Source organism: Lactococcus protaetiae (assembly GCF_006965445.1).
GTDB lineage: Bacteria > Bacillota > Bacilli > Lactobacillales > Streptococcaceae > Lactococcus > Lactococcus protaetiae.
The window spans coordinates 33335-58668 of record NZ_CP041356.1 but is presented as its reverse complement, the minus strand read 5'-3'; the positions used below and the strand labels follow the sequence as shown (position 1 = coordinate 58668).

General features: G+C 37.1%; 22 protein-coding genes and 6 pseudogenes. 22 read left to right on the top strand and 6 right to left on the bottom strand.

The window, feature by feature from the left end; translation table 11 throughout:
- The first annotated feature begins 119 nt into the window (after positions 1 to 119).
- From FLP15_RS00290 to FLP15_RS00245, 10 genes and pseudogenes are all read left to right on the top strand, one after another.
- Positions 120 to 1168 (top strand): annotated as a pseudogene (locus FLP15_RS00290) (3D domain-containing protein).
- 592 nt (positions 1169 to 1760) lie between these two features.
- Positions 1761 to 2642 (top strand): ribosome small subunit-dependent GTPase A, encoded by an 882-nt coding sequence (rsgA, locus tag FLP15_RS00285; protein WP_142765558.1) that lies wholly within the window; start codon positions 1761 to 1763, stop codon positions 2640 to 2642.
- Positions 2614 to 2832 carry a hypothetical protein gene (locus FLP15_RS00280; protein WP_142765557.1) on the top strand — a complete coding sequence of 73 codons (219 nt, stop codon included), beginning with the start codon at positions 2614 to 2616 and terminating at the stop codon, positions 2830 to 2832. The genes rsgA and FLP15_RS00280 overlap by 29 nt, the downstream gene beginning before the upstream one ends.
- Complete coding sequence (locus FLP15_RS00275; protein WP_142765556.1) at positions 2829 to 3119, top strand: hypothetical protein; 291 nt, start codon at positions 2829 to 2831, stop codon at positions 3117 to 3119. Before FLP15_RS00280 ends, FLP15_RS00275 begins: the two co-directional genes overlap by 4 nt.
- Positions 3109 to 3777, top strand: coding sequence for a ribulose-phosphate 3-epimerase (rpe, locus tag FLP15_RS00270; protein ID WP_142765555.1), 669 nt, complete (start codon positions 3109 to 3111; stop codon positions 3775 to 3777). Before FLP15_RS00275 ends, rpe begins: the two co-directional genes overlap by 11 nt.
- Positions 3778 to 3786: 9 nt before the next feature.
- Entirely contained in the window at positions 3787 to 5100 is a 1314-nt protein-coding gene (locus FLP15_RS00265) for a DNA recombination protein RmuC (protein WP_142765554.1), read from the top strand.
- A 339-nt stretch (positions 5101 to 5439) separates the two neighbouring features.
- Complete coding sequence (locus FLP15_RS00260) at positions 5440 to 6384, top strand: 3'-5' exoribonuclease YhaM family protein (RefSeq protein ID WP_142765553.1); 945 nt, start codon at positions 5440 to 5442, stop codon at positions 6382 to 6384.
- A gap of 138 nt (positions 6385 to 6522) precedes the next feature.
- Positions 6523 to 7215: a metal-dependent transcriptional regulator gene (locus tag FLP15_RS00255; RefSeq protein ID WP_142765552.1), complete on the top strand. Its 693-nt coding sequence runs from the start codon at positions 6523 to 6525 to the stop codon at positions 7213 to 7215.
- 90 nt (positions 7216 to 7305) lie between these two features.
- The gene (locus FLP15_RS00250) at positions 7306 to 8856 is read left to right on the top strand and encodes an Nramp family divalent metal transporter (RefSeq protein WP_142765551.1); all 1551 of its coding nucleotides are present in this window, start codon (positions 7306 to 7308) and stop codon (positions 8854 to 8856) included.
- Positions 8857 to 9117: 261 nt separating this feature from the next.
- Positions 9118 to 9986 (top strand): annotated as a pseudogene (locus FLP15_RS00245) (aldose 1-epimerase family protein).
- 192 nt (positions 9987 to 10178) lie between these two features.
- Here the strand turns inward: FLP15_RS00245 and FLP15_RS00240 are convergent.
- The 5 genes and pseudogenes from FLP15_RS00240 to FLP15_RS00230 all read right to left on the bottom strand — a co-directional run bounded on the left by FLP15_RS00240 (position 10179) and on the right by FLP15_RS00230 (position 13471).
- The gene (locus FLP15_RS00240) at positions 10179 to 10754 is read right to left on the bottom strand and encodes a hypothetical protein (protein WP_142765550.1); all 576 of its coding nucleotides are present in this window, start codon (positions 10752 to 10754) and stop codon (positions 10179 to 10181) included.
- A gap of 82 nt (positions 10755 to 10836) precedes the next feature.
- Positions 10837 to 12630 (bottom strand): glycoside hydrolase domain-containing protein, encoded by a 1794-nt coding sequence (locus FLP15_RS00235; RefSeq protein WP_142765549.1) that lies wholly within the window; start codon positions 12628 to 12630, stop codon positions 10837 to 10839.
- A 45-nt stretch (positions 12631 to 12675) separates the two neighbouring features.
- Positions 12676 to 12738: pseudogene (locus FLP15_RS13765) on the bottom strand (hypothetical protein); the annotation flags it as partial.
- Positions 12735 to 12899 (bottom strand): hypothetical protein, encoded by a 165-nt coding sequence (locus tag FLP15_RS12865; RefSeq protein WP_223804660.1) that lies wholly within the window; start codon positions 12897 to 12899, stop codon positions 12735 to 12737. The gene FLP15_RS12865 and the pseudogene FLP15_RS13765, both read right to left, overlap by 4 nt.
- Before the next feature lie 254 nt (positions 12900 to 13153).
- On the bottom strand, positions 13154 to 13471 hold the full coding sequence (locus FLP15_RS00230) for a helix-turn-helix domain-containing protein (protein ID WP_142765548.1): 318 nt from the start codon (positions 13469 to 13471) through the stop codon (positions 13154 to 13156).
- A gap of 228 nt (positions 13472 to 13699) precedes the next feature.
- Here FLP15_RS00230 and FLP15_RS00225 point away from each other — a divergent pair, with 228 nt between their 5' ends.
- The 3 genes from FLP15_RS00225 to FLP15_RS00215 are packed head-to-tail and all read left to right on the top strand — an operon-like array spanning position 13700 to position 16304.
- Positions 13700 to 14608, top strand: coding sequence for an AEC family transporter (locus FLP15_RS00225; protein ID WP_142765547.1), 909 nt, complete (start codon positions 13700 to 13702; stop codon positions 14606 to 14608).
- 27 nt (positions 14609 to 14635) lie between these two features.
- Positions 14636 to 15199 carry an NUDIX hydrolase gene (locus tag FLP15_RS00220; RefSeq protein WP_142765546.1) on the top strand — a complete coding sequence of 188 codons (564 nt, stop codon included), beginning with the start codon at positions 14636 to 14638 and terminating at the stop codon, positions 15197 to 15199.
- A 19-nt stretch (positions 15200 to 15218) separates the two neighbouring features.
- Entirely contained in the window at positions 15219 to 16304 is a 1086-nt protein-coding gene (locus FLP15_RS00215) for an NADH-dependent flavin oxidoreductase (RefSeq protein ID WP_142765545.1), read from the top strand.
- On the opposite strand, the gene FLP15_RS13515 is transcribed toward FLP15_RS00215, so the two are convergent.
- Positions 16276 to 16404, bottom strand: a complete 129-nt coding sequence (locus FLP15_RS13515) for a hypothetical protein (protein ID WP_280954078.1) — start codon at positions 16402 to 16404, stop codon at positions 16276 to 16278. The genes FLP15_RS00215 and FLP15_RS13515 overlap by 29 nt on opposite strands.
- A gap of 237 nt (positions 16405 to 16641) precedes the next feature.
- Here FLP15_RS13515 and FLP15_RS00210 point away from each other — a divergent pair, with 237 nt between their 5' ends.
- The 9 genes and pseudogenes from FLP15_RS00210 (at position 16642) to FLP15_RS00170 (ending at position 25286) form a co-directional block, all read left to right on the top strand.
- Entirely contained in the window at positions 16642 to 17601 is a 960-nt protein-coding gene (locus FLP15_RS00210; RefSeq protein WP_142765544.1) for a homoserine O-succinyltransferase, read from the top strand.
- 30 nt (positions 17602 to 17631) lie between these two features.
- Positions 17632 to 18719: pseudogene (locus FLP15_RS00205) on the top strand (cystathionine gamma-synthase).
- 242 nt (positions 18720 to 18961) lie between these two features.
- Positions 18962 to 20123 (top strand): annotated as a pseudogene (locus FLP15_RS00200) (MalY/PatB family protein).
- 54 nt (positions 20124 to 20177) lie between these two features.
- The gene (locus FLP15_RS00195; RefSeq protein ID WP_142765543.1) at positions 20178 to 21338 is read left to right on the top strand and encodes a cation:proton antiporter; all 1161 of its coding nucleotides are present in this window, start codon (positions 20178 to 20180) and stop codon (positions 21336 to 21338) included.
- 90 nt (positions 21339 to 21428) lie between these two features.
- Positions 21429 to 21902, top strand: a complete 474-nt coding sequence (locus tag FLP15_RS00190; protein WP_142765542.1) for a GNAT family N-acetyltransferase — start codon at positions 21429 to 21431, stop codon at positions 21900 to 21902.
- A gap of 227 nt (positions 21903 to 22129) precedes the next feature.
- A pseudogene (gene upp, locus FLP15_RS00185) lies at positions 22130 to 22758 on the top strand (uracil phosphoribosyltransferase).
- A 176-nt stretch (positions 22759 to 22934) separates the two neighbouring features.
- Positions 22935 to 23543 carry a nitroreductase family protein gene (locus FLP15_RS00180; protein WP_142765541.1) on the top strand — a complete coding sequence of 203 codons (609 nt, stop codon included), beginning with the start codon at positions 22935 to 22937 and terminating at the stop codon, positions 23541 to 23543.
- Between the two features lie 123 nt (positions 23544 to 23666).
- Complete coding sequence (locus tag FLP15_RS00175) at positions 23667 to 24914, top strand: Nramp family divalent metal transporter (RefSeq protein ID WP_142765540.1); 1248 nt, start codon at positions 23667 to 23669, stop codon at positions 24912 to 24914.
- Positions 24915 to 24968: 54 nt separating this feature from the next.
- On the top strand, positions 24969 to 25286 hold the full coding sequence (locus FLP15_RS00170; RefSeq protein WP_142765539.1) for an ATP cone domain-containing protein: 318 nt from the start codon (positions 24969 to 24971) through the stop codon (positions 25284 to 25286).
- The last annotated feature ends 48 nt before the right edge of the window (positions 25287 to 25334 follow it).

The following is a 25334-nucleotide window of genomic DNA, read 5'->3' as shown; positions in this document are numbered from 1 at the left end:
TACAAAAAGAGGGAACGCTTCCTAGAAAGTGTGTTTCTGTATCTTTTGATTTGTTTAATTAACATTTGTAACGATTATGAAACAAAAAATGGACGGTGATGTGTTAGAATAGATGAAGTATGAAGAAGCTAATTTCTAAAAAAGTAAAGCAAGTTGGAGTATTTGCAGGCGTGTTACTGTTGGTCTCATCAGGGCTTCCTGTGGGAGCTGACAGCACCCAAAATGAAGTGAATCAGCAAATTCAAACATTCCAAACTCAGCTAAATGCAGAGCTTACACAAGTAAATGACCTTTACAGTAAAGCTCAGTCATCACAACAAAAAGTTCAGCAAACTCAAGGTAAGATTGACGATTTGCAATCTGGAATTGCCCAAACACAAGATGATGTAGCAAACCTAAAAGAAGTGATTGCTCATCAAATGCGTGCGATGCAATCTAATGGTGGGATGACGATGTCAGTGATTGATGTGATTGCATCATCGAAAAATCTCTCAGATATGGTTATGCGTCTAACAAGCTTGAATGCCGTGATGACAGCAGAATCCAACCAAGCAAAAGCCTTGGTTGAAAAAGAGAATACTCTAAGAAGTATGAAAGCAAGTTTGGAAGCCACTCAAGTAAAATTAGTTCAAGATCAGAAAAATTATCAAGAACAAGTGACCGATTTGCAAGGCGATATCTTGACATTAAAAGATAAAATTGCATCAAATCAAAAATTATTGAGTACAATGCAAGCGAAAGCAGCAGCTGAACAAAAAGCTCACGATGAAGCCTTGGCAAAATCTATAGCGGAAGCACAGCAAGCGCAAACGAGTACATCTTCTAGCTCAACAAGTAACACATCAAATTCAGATTCAAACCCAACCCCTCCAAAACCGGTTATTCCACCGACAAGCTCAGGTCGCACAATAAATGTTCAAGCGACAGCTTATGCTCTAAATGGTATTACAGCAATGGGATTGATTTGAGTAAGAATCCAATGTGTATCGCCGTTGACCCAAGTGTTATTCCGTTGGGATCAATGGTAGAGGTTCCCGGATATGGAGTTGCAATTGCAGGTGATACAGGTGGTGCGATCATAGGAAATATTATTGATGTTCATTTCCCAACAAATGCTCAAGCTATTGCATGGGGACGTCAAAATCTTCAAATCACAGTCTTAAGCTGATTTTGGTAAGAATCAAAAAGTTCACCAATTCATCTCTAGAAATGAAGTCAAGACTTATTCAGTGGGAGTTTCGTAAAACATTTGTCCATTTTCTCTAGTTGCTATCTTCGCTGCGCTACGCTGTCCGTTTGCTTAGCTGCTAAAGCAGCAAGAGCAAAAGGCAATGCGACTGATAAAAGGGCAACTCACCACTGAATTTAAGGTACAACCTCACATCTTCGATATGAGGTCACACCTCCGCTTCACTTCGTTATCCATTCGCTCTATCTACGCTTTGCTACGTTGTCGATTTCACTAACCGACTAAAGTCGGAAGTTCAAATCGCAATCGACTAAAGTCGTAAGGCGAAGTGGTCTTTTCCAAGAAGTCTAGGCGCTAAAAGCGCCAACGCCCTATGGCAGTCGGACGAAATTCAAAGATTGCTATTCCGACTAGGTGCTTTGCCTTTTGCTCTTGCTGCTTTAGCAGTTAAGCAAACGGACAGCGTAGCCGTAAGGTGGAGATAGCACGCACTTGTTTTGATAAAATGGTATTACAGACTAAAAAATAATAAAAGGCTTACAGTTAAGCCTTTTTTTGTTATAATGAGAATATGATAAAAAATGGACGTATTGTCAAATCTTTAGCAGGTTTTTACGATGTTGCGGTGGGAGATAAAGTTTATCAAACACGTGCACGGGGAAACTTTCGCAAAAAAGGGATGAAGCCTATTGTTGGAGATTTTGTGGATTTTTCTGCTGAGGAAAATTCAGAAGGTTATATCCTTGATATACATGAACGAAAAAATAGTCTAGTCCGTCCGTCAATTGCAAATATTGACCAAGCAGTAGTTATTATGTCGACGGTCAATCCTGACTTTAGTCTGAACCTGTTGGACCGTTTTTTAGTTTTTTTGGAACACAAAAATATACACCCTCTTGTTTACATTTCAAAGCTAGATTTAATCGCAGAGCAATCGGAATATGAAAAATTTAGGATAAATTATGAGAGTATTGGTTATGAGATATTCTTTGAGGCAGAGAAGTTGGTTAAAGTTCTTCATGACAAAGTGACTGTTTTTATGGGACAGACGGGTGCTGGCAAGACAACTTTACTTAATAAAATCGCACCAGAAATGGAGCTTGCAACAGGTGAAACCTCAGAGAAACTCGGACGTGGACGACATACAACACGCCATGTTGAATTTTTTGAAGTTGCAAATGGATTGATTGCTGATACACCAGGGTTTTCAAGTCTTGATTACGAGGTGGATAACCAACCAGATTTGAATGCTGCGTTTCCAGAGATTTTGAGAATAAGTCACAGTTGTAAATTTCGAGAATGCACACATACACATGAGCCAGAGTGTGCCGTAAAAGAAGCATTGGAACATCAAAAGATTTTAAAAAGTCGATATGAAAATTATTTGCAATTATTAAACGAGATTAATAAAACGAGGGAAATTTATGCAAAAAGACGGAAAAAACAAGTTTAAAGATAACATTTGGTTTAGACAAGGCGTGCTCATTTTTTTAATTTTGGTGTGGGTATTAGCCATTTTGTTTAGAAATCAGATGAGTATTGGGATTAGAGTCATCGTGATGGTTGTTCTTTTAGCATTCTCAATAGCTACGGTTTATTGGATTAATCGGGCATTTTTTGGGATTGGAAAGAAGAAAAAGTGAAAGAAAAATCAAAAAAGATAGCTATTTTTTTCTTGGGTATAGCTGTTATCGCGCAGATTGTTGCCACTTTATTTTTGAGAAGTGGGACAGGATACATGATGATGCTCGTCTTGACATTACTTGGAATTTGTTTTGCAATCTGGTTTGGCGTACGTTCTTTAACCGCTGTGACAAAGCCTCGGGAGTCAGGATCTGTTTCTAGCATTATTCAAGAAGAAACAGCGCATGACAAATGGCTCAAAGAAAACTTAGAAGAAAATAAGGAAAATGATAGAAATGAATTTTAAAAATAAAATTGCACCATCAATTTTGTCAGCAGATTTTGGATATTTTGTTCGAGATGTTCAACGTATCGAGGCAGCAGGTGCGGAAGTTGTTCATATTGATGTGATGGATGGACATTTTGTGGACAATCTGACATTTGGTTCAGGAGTTGTAGCAGCTTTACGCCCACAAACAGATTTATTTTTAGATGTTCACATGATGGTCGAAAATCCTGAGAAATATGTTGAGGAGTTTGCAGTAGCAGGTGCGGATAGCATGAGTATTCATGTTGAAGCGACTCATCACATTCATGGTGCACTACAAAAGATAAAAGCTGCAGGGATGCAAGCATCAGTGGTCATTAATCCCGGGACATCAGTGGAGGTAATAAAACCAGTATTATCAATGGTTGACATGGTATTGGTTATGACAGTTAATCCAGGATTTGGTGGACAAAAATTTATCCCTGAAATGATGGATAAAGTGCGTGAACTCAGTCAGATCCGTAAAGAAAAAAAACTAAACTTTGAAATTGAAGTAGATGGTGGGATTGATAATCATACCATCGAACAAGCTAAAAATGCTGGTGCTAACGTATTTGTTGCTGGCTCCTATGTCTTTAATGGTAATGTTGAGAAAAATATTGCCAAATTAAAGGAAAGATTAATGACAAAGATTTAAGGAGAAAATGTGGAAATCATCATTATCATTTTACTGATTGTTCTGATTCTACTTGCAGTTGCTAACTTCTTTAAAAAAACAGACAATAGCAAAACAGGTAGTCAGCTCAATTATATTCAGCAAAATCTCTCAGAAATGCGTTCGGATATCAATCAGCAGCTCGGACAAAACCGTCAAGAATTATCAGCCAACTTACAGACAGTGAGTAATAGCGTGAATAGTAATCTGTCAGTACTGACAGAAAATATTAACACAAAATTTGACCATCAGTTCAAAGATTTGCAAAGTTCAAATGAGCAAAAATTGGAGAAAATTTCATCAAGCTTGACAGAATCCACTGATAGAACAGTGAGTACCTTGTCAGTGCTGACAGAAAGTATTACAGAACGTTTTGATCAAAAATTCAAAGATTTACAAGAGTCTAATGATAAGCGCTTGAGTCAAATTCAAGAAACGGTTGATGAAAAACTTCAGGAAACACTCAATCGCAGAATTTCGCAAAGTTTTGAGCAAGTGACCTTGCATTTAAAAAATGTTGAGGAAGGACTCGGAGAAATGCGGAGTCTTGCCAGTGATGTGGATAGCTTACAAAAAGTTATGACAGGGGTCAAAACGCGAGGTATCGTTGGCGAAATTCAGCTCGGAAGGATTTTGGAGCAGATGTTTACAGCGAGCCAATATCGTGAACAAGTCAATATTCAGGGGAGTAATGCAGTAGATTACGCTTTAGTCTTGCCTGGGAAAATCGCTGATTCAGAGTTACTTTTACCGATTGATTCGAAATTCCCAATGGAGGATTATCAACGCCTGCAGACGGCACTGGAATCCAACGATACAGCAGAAATTGAAAAAACACGAAAAGCCTTATTTAATGCAGTAAAATCGCAAGCTAAGTCAATTAGTGAAAAGTACATCGTTCCGCCGAAAACGACAGATTTTGCAATGATGTTCTTGCCAACAGAAGGATTATTCATGGAAGTCGTCAATAATCCTGAACTCTATGAACAAATCAGTCGTGACTATAAGGTCAATATCACAGGTCCAACAACAATGACAGCTGTGCTAAATAGCTTGCAAATGGGATTTAAAACTTTGCAAATTGAACAAAAATCATCAGAAGTCTATGAACTTCTTGGAAGTATTCGTACCGAATTTGACAAATTTGGTGGTCAACTTGAAAAAGTACAAAAGAAATTGCAAGAATCTGAATCTGAAATCACAAAACTTATTACAACTCGTACTAATGTGATGCAAAGAAAATTGAAGAGTATTGACGCAGCTCCAGATAGTGTCAGCAGTAAGTTGCTAGACTTGGAAGACTAACCGCATAGCTAATTCTATGGCTGGGAAACGCCACGTGCATTAGCGTAATGTATTTCGTCCCAGAATATAAAATGACGTTTTTTACAACAGTTTAGCTATATACTAGACTAACTTTAAAATGATATATTTTATCAAAGCAAGTGCGTGCTATCTCCACTTTACGGCTACGCTGTCGATGCTCGCTACGGTGCTACGTGCTTCGCACGCCGTTCTACAAACGGACAGCGAAGATAGCGACTAGAGAAAATGGACAAATGTTTTACGAAACTCCCACTGAATAAGTCTTGACTTCATTAGTTAATTCAGCATAGTATACTTTCATATAAGAGAGGAAACATCATGGTTCTCATCAAAAACTTAGAATTAGGCGAATTTTTTGAAGGTTTTTACCTCATCAAATCGGTCGAACTCAGGCAAACAAGGGCGGGTAAAGATTATCTGGCTATCAGTTTTCAAGACCGCACAGGAACAATCTCTGGTAATATCTGGGATGCCAACAACAAAGCAGTAGAACAGTTCCGGGCAGGGAAAGTTGTTCACATGAAGGCGCTCAAAGAGCTTTACAATGGAATGCCACAGGTCAACAAGATTCAGCTGCGCTTAGCCACAGATAGTGAGCCAAATAATCCCAAAGATTACCGAGAAAAATCACCAGTCAACGAAACTGATTTGCGTGAATACGTTCAATCCATTGTTTTCAAGATTGAAAATGGTACTTGGAATCGAATTGTTCGCAGTATCCTAAAGAAATTTGATAAAGAATTTTATGAGTTTCCAGCGGCAAAAACAAACCATCATGCCTTTGAAGGCGGCCTTGCCTATCACACGACGACAATGCTCCAATTGGCAGAAAAAATCTGTGAAGTTTATCCACAACTAAATTCATCGCTTATGTTTGCGGGTGTTTTGTTGCATGACATGGCAAAATGTCTTGAATTTACAGGATTTGAAAATACAAGTTACACTCTTCGAGGAAATCTTCTTGGACATATTGTCTTGATTGATGAAGAAGTAAGTAAGGCAGCACTTGAACTAGGAATTGGTGATGAAAAAGAAGATTTACTTTTGCTTCGCCATTGCCTGCTTAGCCATCACGGCGAACTGGAATACGGCAGTCCGATTCGTCCACAAATCATGGAAGCCGAAATGATTCATCAGATTGATATGATGGACGCAAGCATGATGATGATGGAAACGGCGACAGCTAACCTAGAACCAGGACAATTTAGTCAGCGTGTTTGGGCGCTTGATAATCGTAATTTCTATAAACCAAAAATAGATTAAACTGTGGTTAACCACAGTTTTTTCATATTCTGGATAGAGATAGATAACAAAACAAATTTATAGCCTGTGCTAAACTTATTGACAAAATAAAAAGGTAGTGCTATAATTTTGCTATCGTAAAAATTGAAAGAAGACGATATGTTAAAATTATCGAAAAATGAGCAAGATTATCTCAAAGCGATTTATAATTTGGAAAGTAAAAATGACAATGAAGCAGTAAGCATTCATTTAATTGCTAAAAAGTTAGATGTAGCTTCTCCAAGCGCCACCGAGATGATTAAAAGATTGTCCAAAAAAGAACTTGTCATCTATACCCCTTATAGAGGTGTAAGTCTGTCTCATATGGGAAGAGTACAGGCACGTTTTATAATAAAAAGTCATAGAGTTTGGGAAACATTTTTAGTAGAGAAGCTTGGCTATCTCTCAGAAGAGGTACATGATGAAGCAGAAAATCTGGAACATGCTTCTTCACCGAAACTTGTCGAATATCTTTACGCGCTTTTGGGTTATCCCAAAACAGATCCTCATGGCTCGGAGATTCCTTCGGAAGTATTTTGGGAAATGCAACAATCAGAAATTAATTTAAAGCAGGCAAAAATTGGTGAAAGATATTATATTACGACAATGGCTGAGTCTTGTGAAGATTTCTTTAGAAAACTTGAAATGTCAATGCCTCACCTGATTAAAATCATTGAAAGACTTCAAGATGGTTCAGTCATCATAAAAGAAGATAATGGGAAATGTTCGATTATTCCTCACTTTCTCCAAGATAAAATCTATCTGATGCAAAGAAATGGCTTTACAACAAGATTTGATGATGAAAATGAATGATGCTAAGGATAGACTTACTGAGCTCAGTATAATGAAAAAACAAAATTGGAAAATAGATGTTGAACAAACTTCAACTTAGAAAAGGTAAATATGAAAAGTCGTAACGCTCAACGTATGAAATTAATCCATCATACGAATGGGAAATCGTTAGCGGAAATTAACGGCACGATTGAAGTGCCAAAGGATTCTAAATTTTTTAAGACCCTACTCGCTTATTCGGGACCAGGTGCCTTAGTAGCCGTTGGTTACATGGACCCAGGAAATTGGTCTACATCAATCACTGGTGGACAAAATTTCCAATATCTATTAATTTCTGTTATTTTGATGTCTAGTCTTATTGCTATGTTGTTGCAGTATATGTCTGCTAAGTTAGGGATTGTCAGTCAGATGGACTTGGCGCAAGCAATTCGAGCAAGGACAAGTAAAGCTTTAGGTGTAATTTTATGGATTTTGACTGAACTTGCCATTATGGCAACAGATATTGCAGAGGTGATTGGAGCGGCGATTGCGCTCTATCTTCTTTTTAACATTCCGCTAGTATTAGCTGTCTTTATCACGGTATTAGATGTCTTTTTGCTCCTTTTATTGACAAAGATAGGTTTTAGAAAAATTGAAGCATTGGTGGTCTGCCTGATTTTAGTTATCTTAGCTGTCTTTGTTTATCAAGTGGCTTTGTCTAATCCTGATTGGAAAGGAATTATTGAAGGATTTGTTCCTAACCAACGTACTTTTTCAACTCATCCAGAAATTGCAGGAATGACGCCCTTGACTGGTGCCTTGGGTATTATTGGTGCTACAGTTATGCCACATAACCTGTATCTTCATTCTTCAATTTCTCAATCAAGAAAGATTAATCATAAAGATAAAGCAGATATTGCGCGAGCTGTGCGCTTTTCTACTTGGGATTCTAATATTCAGTTGACTCTGGCTTTTGTCGTCAATTCTCTATTGCTTATCATGGGGGTAGCAGTTTTCAAGACTGGGGTGATTAAAGACCCTTCGTTCTTTGGTTTGTATGATGCTTTATCAAACCCAACTGTTTTAAGTAATGGAGTACTTGCAGAAGTTGCTAAAACAGGTGCTTTATCTACATTATTTGCTGTTGCCCTACTTGCTTCTGGACAAAATTCGACAATCACAGGAACATTGACCGGCCAAGTTATTATGGAAGGATTCATTCATATGAGAATGCCAATCTGGGCAAGACGGTTGCTTACTCGCTTGCTCTCAGTTATTCCTGTACTAATATGTGTGTCAATGACAAAAGGATATAGCTTGCAAGCTCAACATGAGATGATTAACAATCTGATGAATGATTCACAGGTCTTTCTCGCCTTTGCACTTCCATTTTCGATTATTCCTCTCCTTATGTTGACAAATAGTAAGAACGAAATGGGAAGTTTTAAAAATAATTGGGTGGTTCAGTCACTAGGCTGGCTCTCTGTCGTTGCACTGACCTATCTTAATTTGATTGGTTTACCCAGTCAAATTAAAGTATTCTTTCCAGAAAATTGGTCAAGTTTCGCAGAAGTTATTGCAATTCTCTTAATTATTTTGGTTTTAGCTTTATTAGCTTGGACAATTGTTGAGCTTTATCATGGAAACAAAAAAATGCTTCTTGTCAACAATGACTCTAAATAATCTGTGATGAATCATTAAAATGAGGTTAGGAATTTTCCTAACCTTTTATTTTAACCAAGCAAGTGCCTGCTAAATCCCCTACCTTTTTTAGGTAGGGGGATAAGCAGCACTAAGCTTTGCTTTCGTTCTACTAACATCAGTGGGAGAGAAAGAATCTTCCACTGATGAAGTAATCACTTCAAAGCACTTCCCTATCGTGCAAGTCTTTCAAGGAAAAAAATGATAAAATAAAGGCATGAAAACAGAGTTGAGGAGAATTTGATGAAAAATACTTTGCGAAACAGCCAACTTACAGTTGTTATTGATAGTTTTGGTGCGGAATTGAACTCTATCAAATCTAATGATATTGAATACCTTTGGCAAGCAGACCAAAATTTCTGGGCACGCCATGCCCAGTTCTTTTTCCTATCGTTGGTAAGCTGAAAAATGGGGAATATCATTATGGAGAAGAAACTTACAAAATGGGTGGACATGGATTTGCGCGTGATAGTGAGTTTAAGCTGGTGAAAGAAGATGACGATGAACTTATCTATGAACTGTGCCAATCAGAAGAAAGCTTATTACATTACCCTTTTAAATTTACTTTCCGAGTTTCTTACACACTCAATGCAAACAAGATTAAAATTCGTTATGAAGTAAAAAATGACGATGAAAAATTTCTGAATTTTGGTGTTGGAGCTCATCCAGCTTTTAATGTTCCTTTAAAAAATGGCTCATTTGAAGATTATACTTTGACGATTTCACCAAATGAAAAGAGAATATTTATCCCTCTTAATCCAGCATCGGGCACGTTAAAATTAGATGAAAAATCTGAAGTAGACGTTTCTGAACTTCCATTGACACATCAACTTTTTGACCAAGATGCTTTGGTTTATACTTCTTCAGATGAGATGAAAGTCTCATTGACGAATGACCTTGATGAGCATAGTGTCACTGTAACATGGAAAAATATGCCCTATTTTGGATTGTGGTCACCTTATCCTGCTGAAGCGCCATTTGTCTGCATAGAACCCTGGTGTGGGATTGCTGATGATGAAAATACAGATGGTGATTTGACAACAAAATTTGGAATCAATGAACTTGCGCCAGAAGGAAAATTTTCTTGCGAATATATCATCGAAATTAAGTAGGAATATAAAATGCCATTAAAGATTCTAACTCTAATGGCATACTTTCCTATTTTTCTTATGACAATTTCTGCTATGAAATGTAAATTGACGGATACGAACGATGAGTCTGAGAACTTTCTTTTTTAACAGTCTTCTATACGTAATCCTATTTTTTTAACTTTGGAGACCATTATAAATGCATCTATTTTTGGTTTATTGTGCAAATAGTATTCTAAAAATAAAAGAGACGACAATGTAAACAATAACGAGAGTCAATAGACTTGAAATAATTAGATAAACGAGCCTAATTGTCCTAGGAGCATGCTTAATTTCAAGTTTAGCAATTTTTCGGACAGATGAGAATATCTTTAACCAAGAAAGATTAAAGTCAGGAAAATGAACAGAAGTTTGCTCATTTTCTATTTTAATCAAAGTATCTTTTGAAATGATAAACTTTTTCTCGTTTACCATAATTTCGTCATCGTTTGATAATTTAACGGTCATTTCTTCTCCAGAAGAAGTGGAAACTACGACATCAAATTTACCAATTTTGTACTGCTTGCTAACAAGTTGAGCAGTGCCTAACTGATCAATCGTTATCATCGTTATGCTGTCTATCAAAAAAAGCGTATCATTAATGGTAATATTTGCTCCATTTATTGTGTAATCTATTTTTTTATTCAAAGGGTTAAGAATGATGACTTTAAACTTTCCAACGTAAATCGTTTTTGCCTTGTCATATCTAAATCTTCTCCAGTTAGCAATCATCTTTAATATTGCTTTTTTCAAATTCTTAAATTACCTCACTTCAATTCAAGTTCTCCACTATTTTAACACTTTAATGCTTATTATTCATTTACACTGCATACATCTATTTTTGAACACTATGCAAATTGCTCAAAAAAGGGGCGATATTTTGAAGAACTGGTAATACTTCTTCTGCATCATCATCAACCCACTCTGTCCCAGGGACAGTTTCATTCATTACAGCATAGATATGTGCAAGTTTTACCGAACCAGCAACTGTCACTGCGCAGTTTGCAACAACTTGAGCAAGCGAAGAGTATCCATCAGCGTTTTTAGCTGCTATCACAGGTTTATTGTAGTAAACTTGGACTTCCCATTCATATTCCACCTCTGGACCATCTTCAACTTCATCAGCTTTAAAAGTATAAGTCATTTGAATCCCAATATTTCCTGCTTCTTCATCAGAATGTTCAGTGGCAATTCCAACATTGAGACTTCCATTTTGTATAGAGTTTCCTAGTTCGTTAAAAAGAGTTCCCGCCTGCTTTGTAGAATCTAATTGAGTGAAATCATATAAATTGAACAGGGTATTAGTGAAAGTCGCGTTGATTGCTCCATCTGAAATATCAAAAGTGGTAACGTTATCGCCTTCTCCAACACTAGTGCTTAAGGTCAATTTAGAATAAATATCATAACCAGGGGCTGAAAACTTAAATTCTTTGTCTAGTGAAACCGTAATTTTAGCGGCATCAGAAAGCGTAGGTAATAAATTCCCAATCTGACCTATCTTTTGTAAAATATCGCTTGGAATATCTGACACAAGTGTATTAAAGCCAGTATCTCTACCTGAAACTGCATCTTGGTCAATATCCACAGCCCCACTTCCAGAGCCTAACGTAAATTCACAAAACTGATCAAATGCCCAATTTTGTGGCATCGCAAAGCCAAGATTTCCTGACCAGCCTGTGGACATATCCGCAACAAAAGCAAAGTTGGCATAACCTGCATTACTTACACGCGCACAGACATTTCGCGTGCCATAAACACCAACTTGGTAGCCATAATTTGCTAATTCGGATTGTACACTAGCAAAATAAGGAATGACTGTTCCGTCAATATCTCCATCTTCGATATCCACATCCACAGCAAAGTAGATGACTGTATTAGCAGGAATTCCAAGATTACGAGCGGCAATACCAGCCGCATCCCCATCGGTCAAACCTTGTGCCGCAGTGAAATAAGTCAACACATAACCGCCATCCTCGTAAATCGGGAAAATAGAAATTCCCGCAGCCGTAATAGCTGTGGCTTCAGAGACCGTCAAATTTTTAGGTGTGTTAGCTGAACCTACTGTTCCTGTCAGGTAGCGTCCGATATATTTTACTCCAAAGTTAGCCAAAGTTTGAATCTGCGCAGAAGAAAGCTGAGTTGCAGTGTCTGCTCCTGTTGCAGAACGATTAGTATCTCCAGCACTAGATAGCAAGGCCTTGAATGTTGTGACATTTGCGGTACCAGTAACAGGAATAACCATAAATTTTTGGAAAGCACTTACCGCATCTGCAACAGCTTGAGTATAGTTTCCATCAAACGGTCCTGACTGATAGAAACCATTCACATAAAGTGCATATTGTAAGATTTCTACAAAATTTCCCGATGCTCCAATAGATAAGGTTGGTGTATCGGCTGTAGTTGTCGGACCATAGGCACCGTTAGCTGTCCCCACTCCCAAGCCTTCCTCTGCTTGAAGGGCATAAATCAATGCTGTATTCGTATCGCGCTGATAAATCCCATCACAAGGCATGATTCCAAAATACTCATTGTAGTTCACGTTCAACCATTGTTGCATTTCCCGAATCGTTTCAGCACCACCAGGGACCAAAACAAAGGCGCTCATATCAAATAAAGCTTTCGCCCACATGGAATCCAAAACACCATCTGTCTCAGGGAAGCCTGCATCTGTTTGGAGCGCTTCAATCGCAGTCGTTGTGTTTTCAGAAAAAATTCCATTAAATTCTACTGGATTTATTCCTTTGCACCAAAAAGCACCTTGGATAAGATAAACGTAATTACTCGTATATCCTGCTTTGAATTTGGCGTCACTTTTTGGTCGTACAGAGAAGCTGTTGTTGCTCCAAAGTTTTCAACCAAACTTGTGATGCCCAGTTCGTGCTGCAGTCCTTCAATCAAACCGTAAATTGTCGGCTAGCCTGTTTGCCCATCCTCTGGAACTTGCGTAAAGCCACTCACGTTTCCGTAAGTTGTATTCAGCCATTGTTGCGTAGCTAACACCATCTGATCCATTTCTGAATCCTCCTATATAAATAAAATTTGTTAACCTTTTTACAAAACCTATTTTAGCACTAACAGGTTGAAACCGAATACAATATGCAAAGTCCACACTCTTCAGAATAGAAGAACAGTTCCTATTAAAATTTCAGCGCTTATATTGTTACCCCTTGAAGCTTTAATAAGCGTCGCGTTTCGTCCAGCGTATTGCCATGATAGTACATTAGCGCAAAATGATACCTTTGATGATTGGACTTTGATGTTATGATATTTTCATAGGGCAGATGGAGGACTAGGCAAATACAAACTAAATTCTCTATCTTCGCTGTCGTTTCTCCGTGAAAGATACGGCGTATTGATTTTTCATCCATTGGGATTTCCTCAGCAATTTCTTTATAAGTCAGCCCTCGCCATTTTCTAACTTTCTCCAAGCAATCACAATAATCATTCGTTAGTTCATTAAAAACCTTCATTTCATCTAGAATGTGAAATAAACCAAGAGTTTTTGTATCACGGTTTATTTACAATGAATCTTAATGTTAGGATTTAACTTAACAAGTATGTGCTATCTCTGCCAAAGGTAAATGAATAAGGTAAATGAAGGTCAGAATTTCCCAAGAAAACAAATAGCTTAAAAAATGATAGAATTAAGAAAAATGTAAAAATTAATAAAGTATAAAACACCAACAGAATGGGAGAAAATGACAACTATTATTTTAAATGCGCTTAGTATTTTGCTTGTGCTAATTCTTGCTATTGTGCTAAAAAAAATTGGTCTGGTTCAACAAAAAGATGGGGCTCTTGTTTCGAAAATAGTGGTTTATGTTACCCTACCTGCGACAATCTTGCTAGGTGTGAACAATACTAAACTTTCAAGTTTGTACTTCATACTTATGGTCATGGGAGTATGTTCTAACCTTGTTCTAATTTTTATTGGTAAATTTTTAGGTCGAAAATCAAGCATAGAAGAAAGAGGCTTGTATATGTTTGACTTGTCGGGCTATAATATCGGAAATTTCTCTATTCCGTTTGTAAGCAATTTTTTTCCAGCCGCTATTCCTTTTCTGGCTATGTTTGATATGGGAAACTCCTTTATGGTGACAGGGGCAACACAGGCGATTGTTGAATCTACAAGTAAAAAAAATAAACATGGATTTATTTTACGTGAGGTGCTTGGAGTTTTATTTAGAAATCCTCCCTTTGTTGTTTATGTTTTGATGTTTATTCTTGCGATATTTGGTTTGAGTTTTCCTGAGAAATGGCTTATTCCTATTCAGCCGATGGCAAATGCAAACACCTTGCTTTCGATTTTTACGATAGGTTTATTTATGGAGTTTAAACTTCCTCAAGGAAAATTTGGATTAGTTTTGAAGATTTTATTTTGGCGTTATATTTTGGCGGCTGTTCTTTCAATAATAACCTATCTTTTCTTACCTTTTCCTCATTTGGTAAAAGTAGTATTACTTCTTATCTTTTTTTGCCCAATGTCATTTTTGCATATGCTACAGGCAACAGAATTTGGTAATGATAGGGGAACGGCAGGATTGGCGATTAGCTTATCAATGTTTGTCTCATTAATTTTAATGAGTGCTGTTGTTATTTTTTTATAATAGATTGTCATAAGATTTGGAGAAAAAATGAAAACTGAATTACAAGTTTTGTTAGAAAATTATGTTCCACGAGGTGAGCAGGAAATTTCTGATTTGAAAGTATTTCGTGAGTCCGCAAAAGATTCGCGAAACTTGACGAGGGATTCGATTGCTCATTTTACAGCGAGTGCGTTTGTTTTGAATGAAAAGCATGATAAGATATTGGGCATATTTCACAAGATTTATCAAAGCTGGGGCTGGATGGGAGGTCATGCTGATGGTGATGCGAATTTGTTGAGAGTAGCACAAAAAGAAGTGCGTGAGGAGAGTGGTTTATCAGAATTAAAGATATTATCTGAGCAGCCGATTTCAATAGAAAATGGACCAGTTGCTGGACATTTTCATCGGACACATGGTTATGTATCAGCGCATATCCACCTTAATGTAACATTTTTGTTTGAAGCGAATGAGAAGGCGCTGTTGCATAAAAATGAGGCAGAAACTGCAGGTATCGCATGGATTCCAATTGATGAATTTGTTGAAAAATCGTCTGAACCCGAAATGAAAATAATTTATGAAAAAATTATTTCAAGAATAAAAGAAAAATATTGAAATAAAGAGGAAAAGTCAAATGAAATTTAATGAACCACTGGCACTGCGCTCAGGTGTTGTTTTAAGAAATAGATTGGTTATGGCACCAATGACTATTGTGTCAAGTTTTCACGATGGTACGGTGACAAAAGAAGAAATACAGCACTACGCAATGAGAAGTAAAGGGTTAGGAGCAGTAATTACAGGAACAGCTAATGTTACTGATAATGGTAAGGGATGGCCCGGAGAGTTGACTATTGCTACGGATGAAGCGATTGGGGCTTTGACTCAACTTTCTAAAGGAGTTCATCAATCGGGGACGAAAGCAATTTTGCAGATTTTTCATGCTGGACGGATGACTTCTCAGAAAACAATCGGTGAACAGCCCGTTTCTGCATCGGCTTTTGCAGCAGAAAGTCCAAATGCAGAACAGCCACGTGAGCTGGATAATTTTGAGATTGAAGAAATTATTGAGGCGTTTGGTCAAGCAACAAGAAGAGCAATTGCTGCGGGATTTGATGGAGTTGAAATTCATGGTGCAAATACTTATTTGTTGCAACAATTTTTCTCACCACATTCTAATCGTCGGACGGATGAATGGGGAGGAAGTTTAGAAAATAGAGCAAAATTTCCGTTAGCAGTGATTGATAGAGTATTGAGGGAAGTAAAAGAAATCGCTGACAGACCTTTTGCGGTTGGTTATCGTTTATCTCCTGTGGAGATAACAGAACCTGGGATTAGATTTGAAGACACACTCTGGTTTTTAGAAACTTTAAAAGAGAAAGAATTAGATTATTTACATATTTCTTTGAAACATTTTGGACGTAAGTCAAATGATGAAAATTATCAGGATAAATCAGAACTAGCTTATATTCATGATGCTTTGGAGGGAAGAATACCGTTGATTGGTGTCGGAGGTGTGAGAAGCCTTGAAGATGTGGAGGGCTTACTTGAAAATGCGGAACTTGCCGCAATTGGTCAGCAACTTTTGATTGACCCAGAGTTTGCTGTTAAACTGATTGAAAAGCGTACGGATGAAATTATTAGCAAACCTTTTGGTGAAGCAATTCAGAATTTACCGATGCCACATCCAATGTTTAAGTATTTGGAAAAACGGTATCAATGAAATAAAACTCTGTCAGTTCAATGCGATTAAGGTGAGCATTGAACTGACAGAGTTTTTGTTTGTAAAATTGTCTGTCAGTGTGCTGACGATTCTTTCTCATAAAATTTTTAAATCTCATCATCATGGAATTATATTGCCAAACTATTGAAAATAGGTTTTGAAGGGCTATAATTAAATCTAATTATGAAGTCAAGACTTATTCAGTGGGAGTTTCGATTTACCACTGAATTTAGTCGGACGAAATTCAAAGCTTAGTGCTGCTTTATCTCCGACCTAAGAGGTCGGAGTATTAGCACGCACTTGTTTTGATAAAAATAATGAGAGATTTAGGGGAATTATGCCAGTAAAAGTGATAAAAAATCTGCCCGCGATAGAAGATTTGCGGGCAGATAATATTTTTGTAATGGATAGTGAGCGAGCGCGAAGTCAGAATATTCGTCCGTTGAATTTGTTAGTGGTTAATTTGATGCCTAGAAAAACGGTAACAGAAACTCAACTTCTGCGTCTCTTATCAAATACTCCGCTTCAAATTGATGTAGACTTTTTATATACTGCGACACATGAGGTGAAGAATACGCAACAGCATCATTTAGATAGTTTTTATAAGTCTTTTGATGAAGTTAGGGCACACTTTTACGATGGTATGATTGTGACGGGAGCTCCTGTGGAGCAGTTAGAGTTTGAAGAGGTCGATTACTGGGAAGAGTTTCTTGAAATCATGGATTGGAGTAAGAGTCATGTTTACTCAACTTTGCATATTTGCTGGGGAGCTCAAGCAGGACTTTATGCGCGTTATGGGATAGAGAAAGTTGATTTATCCAGAAAGTTATGTGGAATTTATGAGAATTCTGTTGAGAATCCTAAGCATCCACTTTTTAGAGGCTTCAATGACAGCTTCTTTTGTCCTCATTCACGATATACAGCTTCTGATGAAGCGGCTCTGTCAGCACTGACAGATTTTGAAATATTATCAAAAGCTCATGATACAGGTTTGTCAGTGCTGACAAAGAGTAACTTAAGAGAAGTTTATCTTTTTGGGCATTTAGAGTATGATAGAGAGACATTATCGTGGGAATATCATCGAGATAAGGCTGCGGGTCTGGAGCCAGATTTTCCTGAAAATTATTTTCCAGAAGATGACGACACAAAGCAACCTCGAATGACTTGGTCATCTGCAGCATCATTGTTCTTTTCTAACTGGCTTAACTATGCGGTATATCAAGGAAACCCTTATGTTGTTGAACGGCTGAGTAAGCATCTGGAAGCAGATTATGATTTTAATAATCATGAGAATTAATGCTGTTTTATTAGAAATGAGAGAAAATGTATGAGTAAAAAATTAGACACAATTTTAGCACAAGCTGGAAATCGACAAGATAAAATTACAGGAGCCTTGGTTAGTCCGCTGCATTTTTCAACGACCTATCAACATCCTGAATTTGGCAAATCAACTGGTTTTGACTATACAAGAACAAAAAATCCGACTCGTGCGAATTTGGAGGAAGCCTTAGCAGCTATTGAGTCAGGTCAATATGCTTTGGCGACATCATCAGGAATGTCGGCTGTTGTTCTTGCTTTGGAAATTTTTCCTGTAGGAAGCAAAGTCGTAGCAAGTCGAGATTTGTATGGCGGTTCATTCCGCTGGTTTGATGAACAGGAAGCTCAAGGAAGATTCTCATTTTCTTATGCTAATGATGAGCAAGAAATGATAAATTTAATCACGAAAGAAACAGATATTGTCTATATTGAAACACCAACAAATCCAATGATGGTTGAATTTGATATTGAAAAAATAGCTGATAAAGCGCAGGAAAATGGCGCAAAAGTTCTCGTAGATAATACATTTTATACTCCTATTTATCAGCGTCCATTGGAGCTTGGAGCGGATTTGGTCATTCATTCTGCAACTAAATATTTGGCGGGCATAACGATGTTTTGGCAGGGGCTGTGATTGTTCGAGATGAGTTGTTGTATGAGAAATTACTCCATCATCTCAATACAACGGGGGCAGTTTTGTCACCATTTGACAGTTATTTGGTGTTGAGAGGGTTGAAAACATTGAGTTTACGTGTGGAGAGAGCTACTGACAATGCACGCAAGATTGTATCAGCGCTGACAGAAAATCCGTCAGTAAAGGAAGTCATTTATTCTGGAAAAGGAGGGATGATTTCACTTAAAGTAAGGGATGAAAAACAGATTCCACAGATTTTAAATCGCCTGAAAGTTTTTACATTTGCAGAAAGTTTGGGTGGAGTTGAGAGTTTGATTACTTATCCTGCGACTCAGACTCATCATGATATTCCAGAAGAAATTCGTGTGAGTTACGGTCTGACTAATGATTTGTTACGCTTATCAATTGGGATTGAAGATGTCAGCGATTTGATTGCAGACCTTGAGCAAGCTTTGGAAAAATGACAAAAATCTGTCAGTATGACGAATCAACTTGCGATTTGAGATTCCAAATTTATAGGATAATCATTGATGCTTTACATTTACGAATTGTTAAGGAGCGGAATATTTTGAACATTGGCTGTAAATGAGCAAAGCTGATGCCAGATGGTAAGCAAACGAACAACGGAGTAAAGCGTGGAGAGACAGATTGAACATTCGAGTGCCAAAGATGCGAAAATGATAAAAAATGAGAAAGTTAAAATAAAATGACAAAATATGATTTTACAACAGTACCCAATCGTTTGAACCACCACTCTGTCAAATGGAGAGAGGTTGAAAAAGATGAAGAACGTCTGCCTTTGTGGGTGGCAGACATGGATTTTATCGCTCTACCAAAAATAACAGAAGCTATTCACGAATATGCAGATTATGGTGTTTACGGTTACTCCTACGTACCAGAGCAATTGCTTATATCCATTCAGCAGTGGGAAAGTACACAACACGGCTATGATTTTCCAAAAGAAGCTATCGTTCTTGCTGATGGTGTCGTTCCAGCGATTGGCATTGCGGTTCAGGCATTGACTAAGGAAAATGACGCAGTACTGATTAATACACCTGTTTATCCTCCTTTTGCAAGAACAGTGAAACTTAATCAACGCCAATTAGTCGAAAATTCACTGACAGAGATTAATGGTGAGTTTGTCATTGATTTTGAACAATTAGAACGAGATATTGTTGACCATGAAGTTAAACTCTATATTCTTTGCAACCCCATAATCCAGGGGACGAGTTTGGCGAAAAGATGAACTTCAAAAAATTGGGGAACTTTGTCAAAAGCATCATGTGATTTTAGTGTCGGATGAAATTCATCAGGATTTAGTACTATTTGGCAATGTTCATCATAGCTTCAATACCCTCTCACCAGAATTTAAGAAATTTACTATTATTTTATCATCAGCGACTAAAACTTTTAATATTGCAGGAACGAAATGCTCTTTTGCTATCATCGAAAACAAAGATTTACGCGAGAAGTTTATGGCAAAAAGACTTTCTAATAACCAACATGAAATTAATACTTTGGGGATGATGACAACGCAAGCAGCACTGACAAATGGTGCCGAATGGCTGTCAGAACTAAAGGAAGTGCTTGAAAATAACGTTAATTACATTCTGTCAGTACTGACAGAAAAAACAAAAATTAAAGTAATGAAACCACAAGGAACTTATCTGATTTGGCTGGATTTCTCAGAGTATCCGCTGACAGAAACAGAGCTTCAAGAAAAATTACATGATCAAGCAAAAGTCATTCTCAATAAAGGAAATTCCTTTGGAACCGAAGGAACGCTTCATGCAAGGCTCAATGCAGCAGCACCATTTGAAATAATCAAAGAAGCAACAGAACGAATCGTGAAAGCGTTTGTATTTTAACGATTTCTGTGGATAACTTGTTTAGCTCTAAAAAAATTATGTTAAAATTAAGAGATGAATGATATTTTACAACTTACGATTATCCTCGTCGCTTCTCTCATCGCAACGCTTCTTTCAAGACGTTTGAAAATTCCTGCTGTTGTGGGACAAATGCTAATCGGTATCCTACTTGCCCCATCCATTTTAGGTTGGATTCACGGCGGTCATGTTATCGAAGTGATGTCGGAGATTGGTGTTATTTTGCTGATGTTTTTAGCTGGTCTTGAGAGCGATTTGACAGTGCTCAAAAAGAATTTCAAAGCCTCAATGCTTGTTGCAATAGGAGGAGTCGCAGTCCCTCTTATTGTTTTTGCTTTAGTTGCTGCAGGGCTCGGTTATGGTTTTTCAACGAGCTTCTTCTACGGAATTGTTTTTGCGGCAACTTCGGTTTCAATTACCGTTGAGGTCCTTCAAGAGTATGGTAAACTTAGTACACGAGCAGGCTCAATCATTCTCGGAGCAGCAGTAGTTGATGATATCTTAGCTGTTTTAGTCTTGTCCATTTTTACAAGTTTCAAAAATGGTGGTTCGGGTACACAGCTTCTATTTCAGTTTTTATTAGAAATTCTCTTTTTTGTTTTCCTCTTTGTTGTTCACAAACTTATTCCAAAACTTTGGAAGTTTGTTGAAAAACTACCTATCGCAGTTAAAAATACAACAGTTGCACTGATTATTTGCTTAGGTTTGAGTCTTTTAGCAGATAGTGTAGGAATGTCAGCAGTTATCGGTAGCTTCTTTGCAGGACTTGCGATTTCTCAGACCGAAGTGAGCCATAAAATTGAAGAGTATACATCAGCGATTGGTTATGTGATTTTTATTCCAGTTTTCTTTGTTTCAATCGCACTTTCAGTACAATTTGATAGTCTAATTCATCATCCTTGGATAATTATCCTATTTACTATTTTAGCGATTTTGACAAAATTTCTTCCTGCCTATTTCGTTGGAAAATCAAGTCAATTGACCACAAATGAAAGTCTTTTGATTGGTACAGGGATGATTTCACGAGGGGAGATGGCATTGATTGTTGCTCAAATAGGTTTAGCAAGTAGCATTGTAACAGATGAAGTTTATTCTGAGCTTGTCATCGTCATTATCCTAGCGACTTTGATTGCACCATTCCTGATTAAGTTAGTCTTAAAAAGAAACGAAAGTAAAAATTCCACTGCGAATAGGTAGCACTAAAAAAACGGACAGGATAGTGAAACGGAGCCACTGTTTCTCATTTTACTGCCTAAAAAAATAGCAATACTTACTAAGTTAAAAAACATGAAAATTAGACCCATACAGTCTCAAGACGATGAACAACTTTATCAACTCATTCGAAAGATTTTAAAAAGTGAAAGACTTGACCTTCCAGGAACCGCATACTACGATTCCAATCTAGTGCATTTAGAAGAATTTTATCGAAAAAGCGCTCATGCAGCATATTTCGTGATTGCTGATGAAAATAATCATATTTTTGGAGGAGTAGGCGTGGCACCATTTATCGGAGAGATTTGCGAGCTTCAGAAACTTTATATTTCAACCGAAATCAGGCAACAAGGCTGGTCAAAAAAATTAATGGATACCGCACTATCATTTGCCCAAAAATATTATAAACAAATCTATCTTGAGAGCCATACAAGTCTCGAAACCGCCTTGAAACTTTATGACAAATATCACTTTGAGGCTTTAGAGAGACCTTTAGAAGGAAGCGAACATTCACTAATGAATGTCTGGCTCTTAAAAAATTTAGACTAATTTGTGAAAAAGTGGTAAAATATAAGGCGGAACTTATCCAGTTAAAGCCCCGTTTAGACTGGATGATAAGGAGATTTCTTCACTCTACAATGAACAAATCTGCCCTATAGTTACTGTAAAGATGCGTTTAGACGCATTGATAAGCAGTCAAGTAAATGTCAAATTGGTGTGATTAAAACACCACCTATCCACAAACTTTTATAGAAAAGTATCGAAAGGAAGCACAAATGTCAAAATTTCAAGTTGTAGAACATCCGTTGATTCAACACAAACTCTCAATCTTGCGTCGTAAAGAAGCATCAACAAAAGAATTCCGTGAACTTGTAGATGAGATTGGGATGCTCATGGCTTACGAAGTATCACGTGATTTGCCACTTGAAGATGTTGAAATTGAAACACCAGTTCAAAAAACAACTGTAAAACAAATTGCAGGTAAAAAATTGGCTATTGTTCCAATTCTTCGTGCTGGAATCGGTATGGTAGATGGTATTTTGAAGCTTATTCCTGCTGCGCGTGTTGGACATATCGGAATGTACCGTGATGAAGAAACACTTAAACCTGTTGAGTATTTGGTGAAACTTCCTACCGACATTGCAGAGCGTCAAATCTTCTTGGTAGATCCGATGCTTGCAACAGGTGGTTCAGCAATTTTGGCAGTGGACTCACTTAAAAAACGACAAGCAACAAATATTAAATTTGTTTGCCTTGTTGCTGCCCAGAAGGTGTGAAAGCACTTCAAGAAGCGCACCCAGATATCGAAATTTATGCAGCAGCATTAGATGAGAAGCTCAATGAACATGGTTATATTGTTCCTGGACTTGGTGATGCTGGTGACCGTTTATTTGGTACAAAATAACAAATGATTAAAACTCACTTCATCATAATGAAGTGAGTTTTATGTATATATTTACCGTTGAAAAAGAAGAATCATAAAAAATTTTCATATTTTGAGTTAAAATAATTTACAACTGTAAATTTATGTGGTAAGATTACATATGTAAACAATAAAAATAAAAAAAGGAAACAAACATTATGTCATTTATTAAATCACTTGAAAATCGTCGTACTATCTACGCTCTCGGAAAAAATGTTGGAGACGAAGAAAAAGTAATTGAAACAATCAAAGAAGCAGTTCGTCTTTCACCAACAGCATTCAACTCACAAACAGGACGCGTTTTGATTGTGACAGGGGATGCTCAAAACAAACTTTGGGATGAAATCGTAGCACCAGAACTAAAAGCAGCAATGGAAGCTCAAGGTGCACCCGAATCAGCATGGGATGGAACACGTGCGAAACTTGATGGCTTTAAAGCGGCTTTTGGTACAGCACTTTTCTTTGAAGACCAAGATGTAGTAAAAGGACTTCAAGAACAATTTGCGCTTTATGCTGATAATTTTCCAGTTTGGTCAGAACAAGGCACAGGAATTATCTCAGTCAATGCTTGGACAGCACTTGCAGAACTTGGACTTGGTGCTAACCTTCAACATTACAATCCATTGATTGATGAAGCAGTAGCTAAAGAATGGAATATTCCATCAAGTTGGAAACTCCGTGGACAACTTGTATTCGGTTCAATTGAAGCACCAGCAGGTGAAAAAACATTTATGGATGATGCTGACCGTTTTATCGTTGTAAAATAATTGAATAAAAGCCATTAGCTATGATAGTTAATGGCTTTTTTCTTACTTAATTTTTAACTTTGTAATTATTATCGCTAGGTGTTATAATATTTGACAAGAATTACAGAAAATGTGAGAAAATAATTGAGAAAATTTTTACGAGATAAGCGACATCCAGCATTAGATTTTTTACGTTATGTTGGTCCAGGGCTAATCGTTGCTGTTGGTTTCATTGATCCAGGGAATTGGGCGGCTAACCTTGCCGCAGGTTCACAATTTGGCTATAAACTGCTTTGGGTTATCACTCTATCAACCATAATGCTTGCTTTTCTTCAGCATAATGTTGCACATTTAGGTATTGTTACAGGGAAGTGTTTATCAGAAAATGCTACCCAATATTTGAAACCTGTGGTTAGTCGAATTATTTTAAGCACAGCAGTTTTGGCATCAATTTCTACGGCGGTAGCGGAAATATTAGGTGGTGCGATTGCTTTGGAGATGTTATTCAAGCTACCGATTCCGTTGGGAGCGATACTTACTGCTGGGCTTGTGATTTGGTTTCTTTTTAGTAATTCATATTCAAAAATCGAAAAAGTTATTATTGGCTTTGTTAGTCTGATTGGTCTTGCACTTCTTTTTGAAATTTTTATTATTCCACATATTGATTGGTTATCTGCGGCAAAAGCAACCATTCGTCCTTCAATCAGTAGTGCTTCAATTCCTATTATCATGAGTGCTTTAGGAGCAGTTGTGATGCCGCATAATCTTTTTTTGCACTCTGAGGTTATCCAAAGTCGTCAATGGAATTTGGAAAATGAAGCTGTGATTCAAAAGCAACTAAAATTTGAATTTTTTGATACGCTTTTTTCAATGTTTTTGGGTTGGGTTATTAACAGTGCCATTATCATTATTGCTGCAGCTGTATTCTTCCCCAAAGTTGTTACAGAAATCAATCAGGCTCAGGAAATGTTAACTCCCCTTTTAGGACCAGCTAGTGCCATTATTTTTGCTCTTGCTTTTCTTTTTGCTGGGATTGCTTCATCTGTGACTGCGGGCATGGCTGGAGGTTCAATTTTTGCTGGAATTTTCAGCGAACCCTATGATATTCATGATCCACATAGTAAATTGGGTGTGCTGATTACAATTGTTGCTGCGACAATTGCCATTTGTGTGCTTAGTTTAGTAACCACAACTTTTGATATTTTAATTTATTCTCAGGTTTTTTTAAGTATTCAATTACCAATCACCATATTTTTACAAATTTACCTCACCAGTTCAAAAAAAGTGATGGGCAAATATAAGAATGTATGGTACACAAAAATGTTACTTTTGTTGATGGGATTGCTTATTACAGTTCTTAATATCATTTTAGTGATGAATACATTTAGCTAATAGAGAGAATTTTGATATAATAAAGTTAAGAATGAATCAGTTGGAGGTAAAAATATGCAACCAAAATTACTCAATAAAGTTGTAATCAAACGAAATGGACGTGTCGTAGATTGGGATAGTTTCCGTATTCAAACGGCAGTTTTTAAAGCTGCAATTAATGGAAAATATGCAGACAAGCCTTTACACGCTAACATGATAGCAAATAATGTCACAAAAGTTGTAGAAAAAGTTATTGCTGAACTTCCTTTTGAAAAAATCGAAATTGAAACGATTCAAAATCAAGTCATCAAACAGCTCAACGATTTTGACAAGGACGTTGCGCGCGATTTTCTTGCTTACAAAACTAAGCAAAATATTGAACAAAGACATTGACAGTTTCAAGCATTATTAGAAACTTATTATTTTTACTCAAAAGTATTC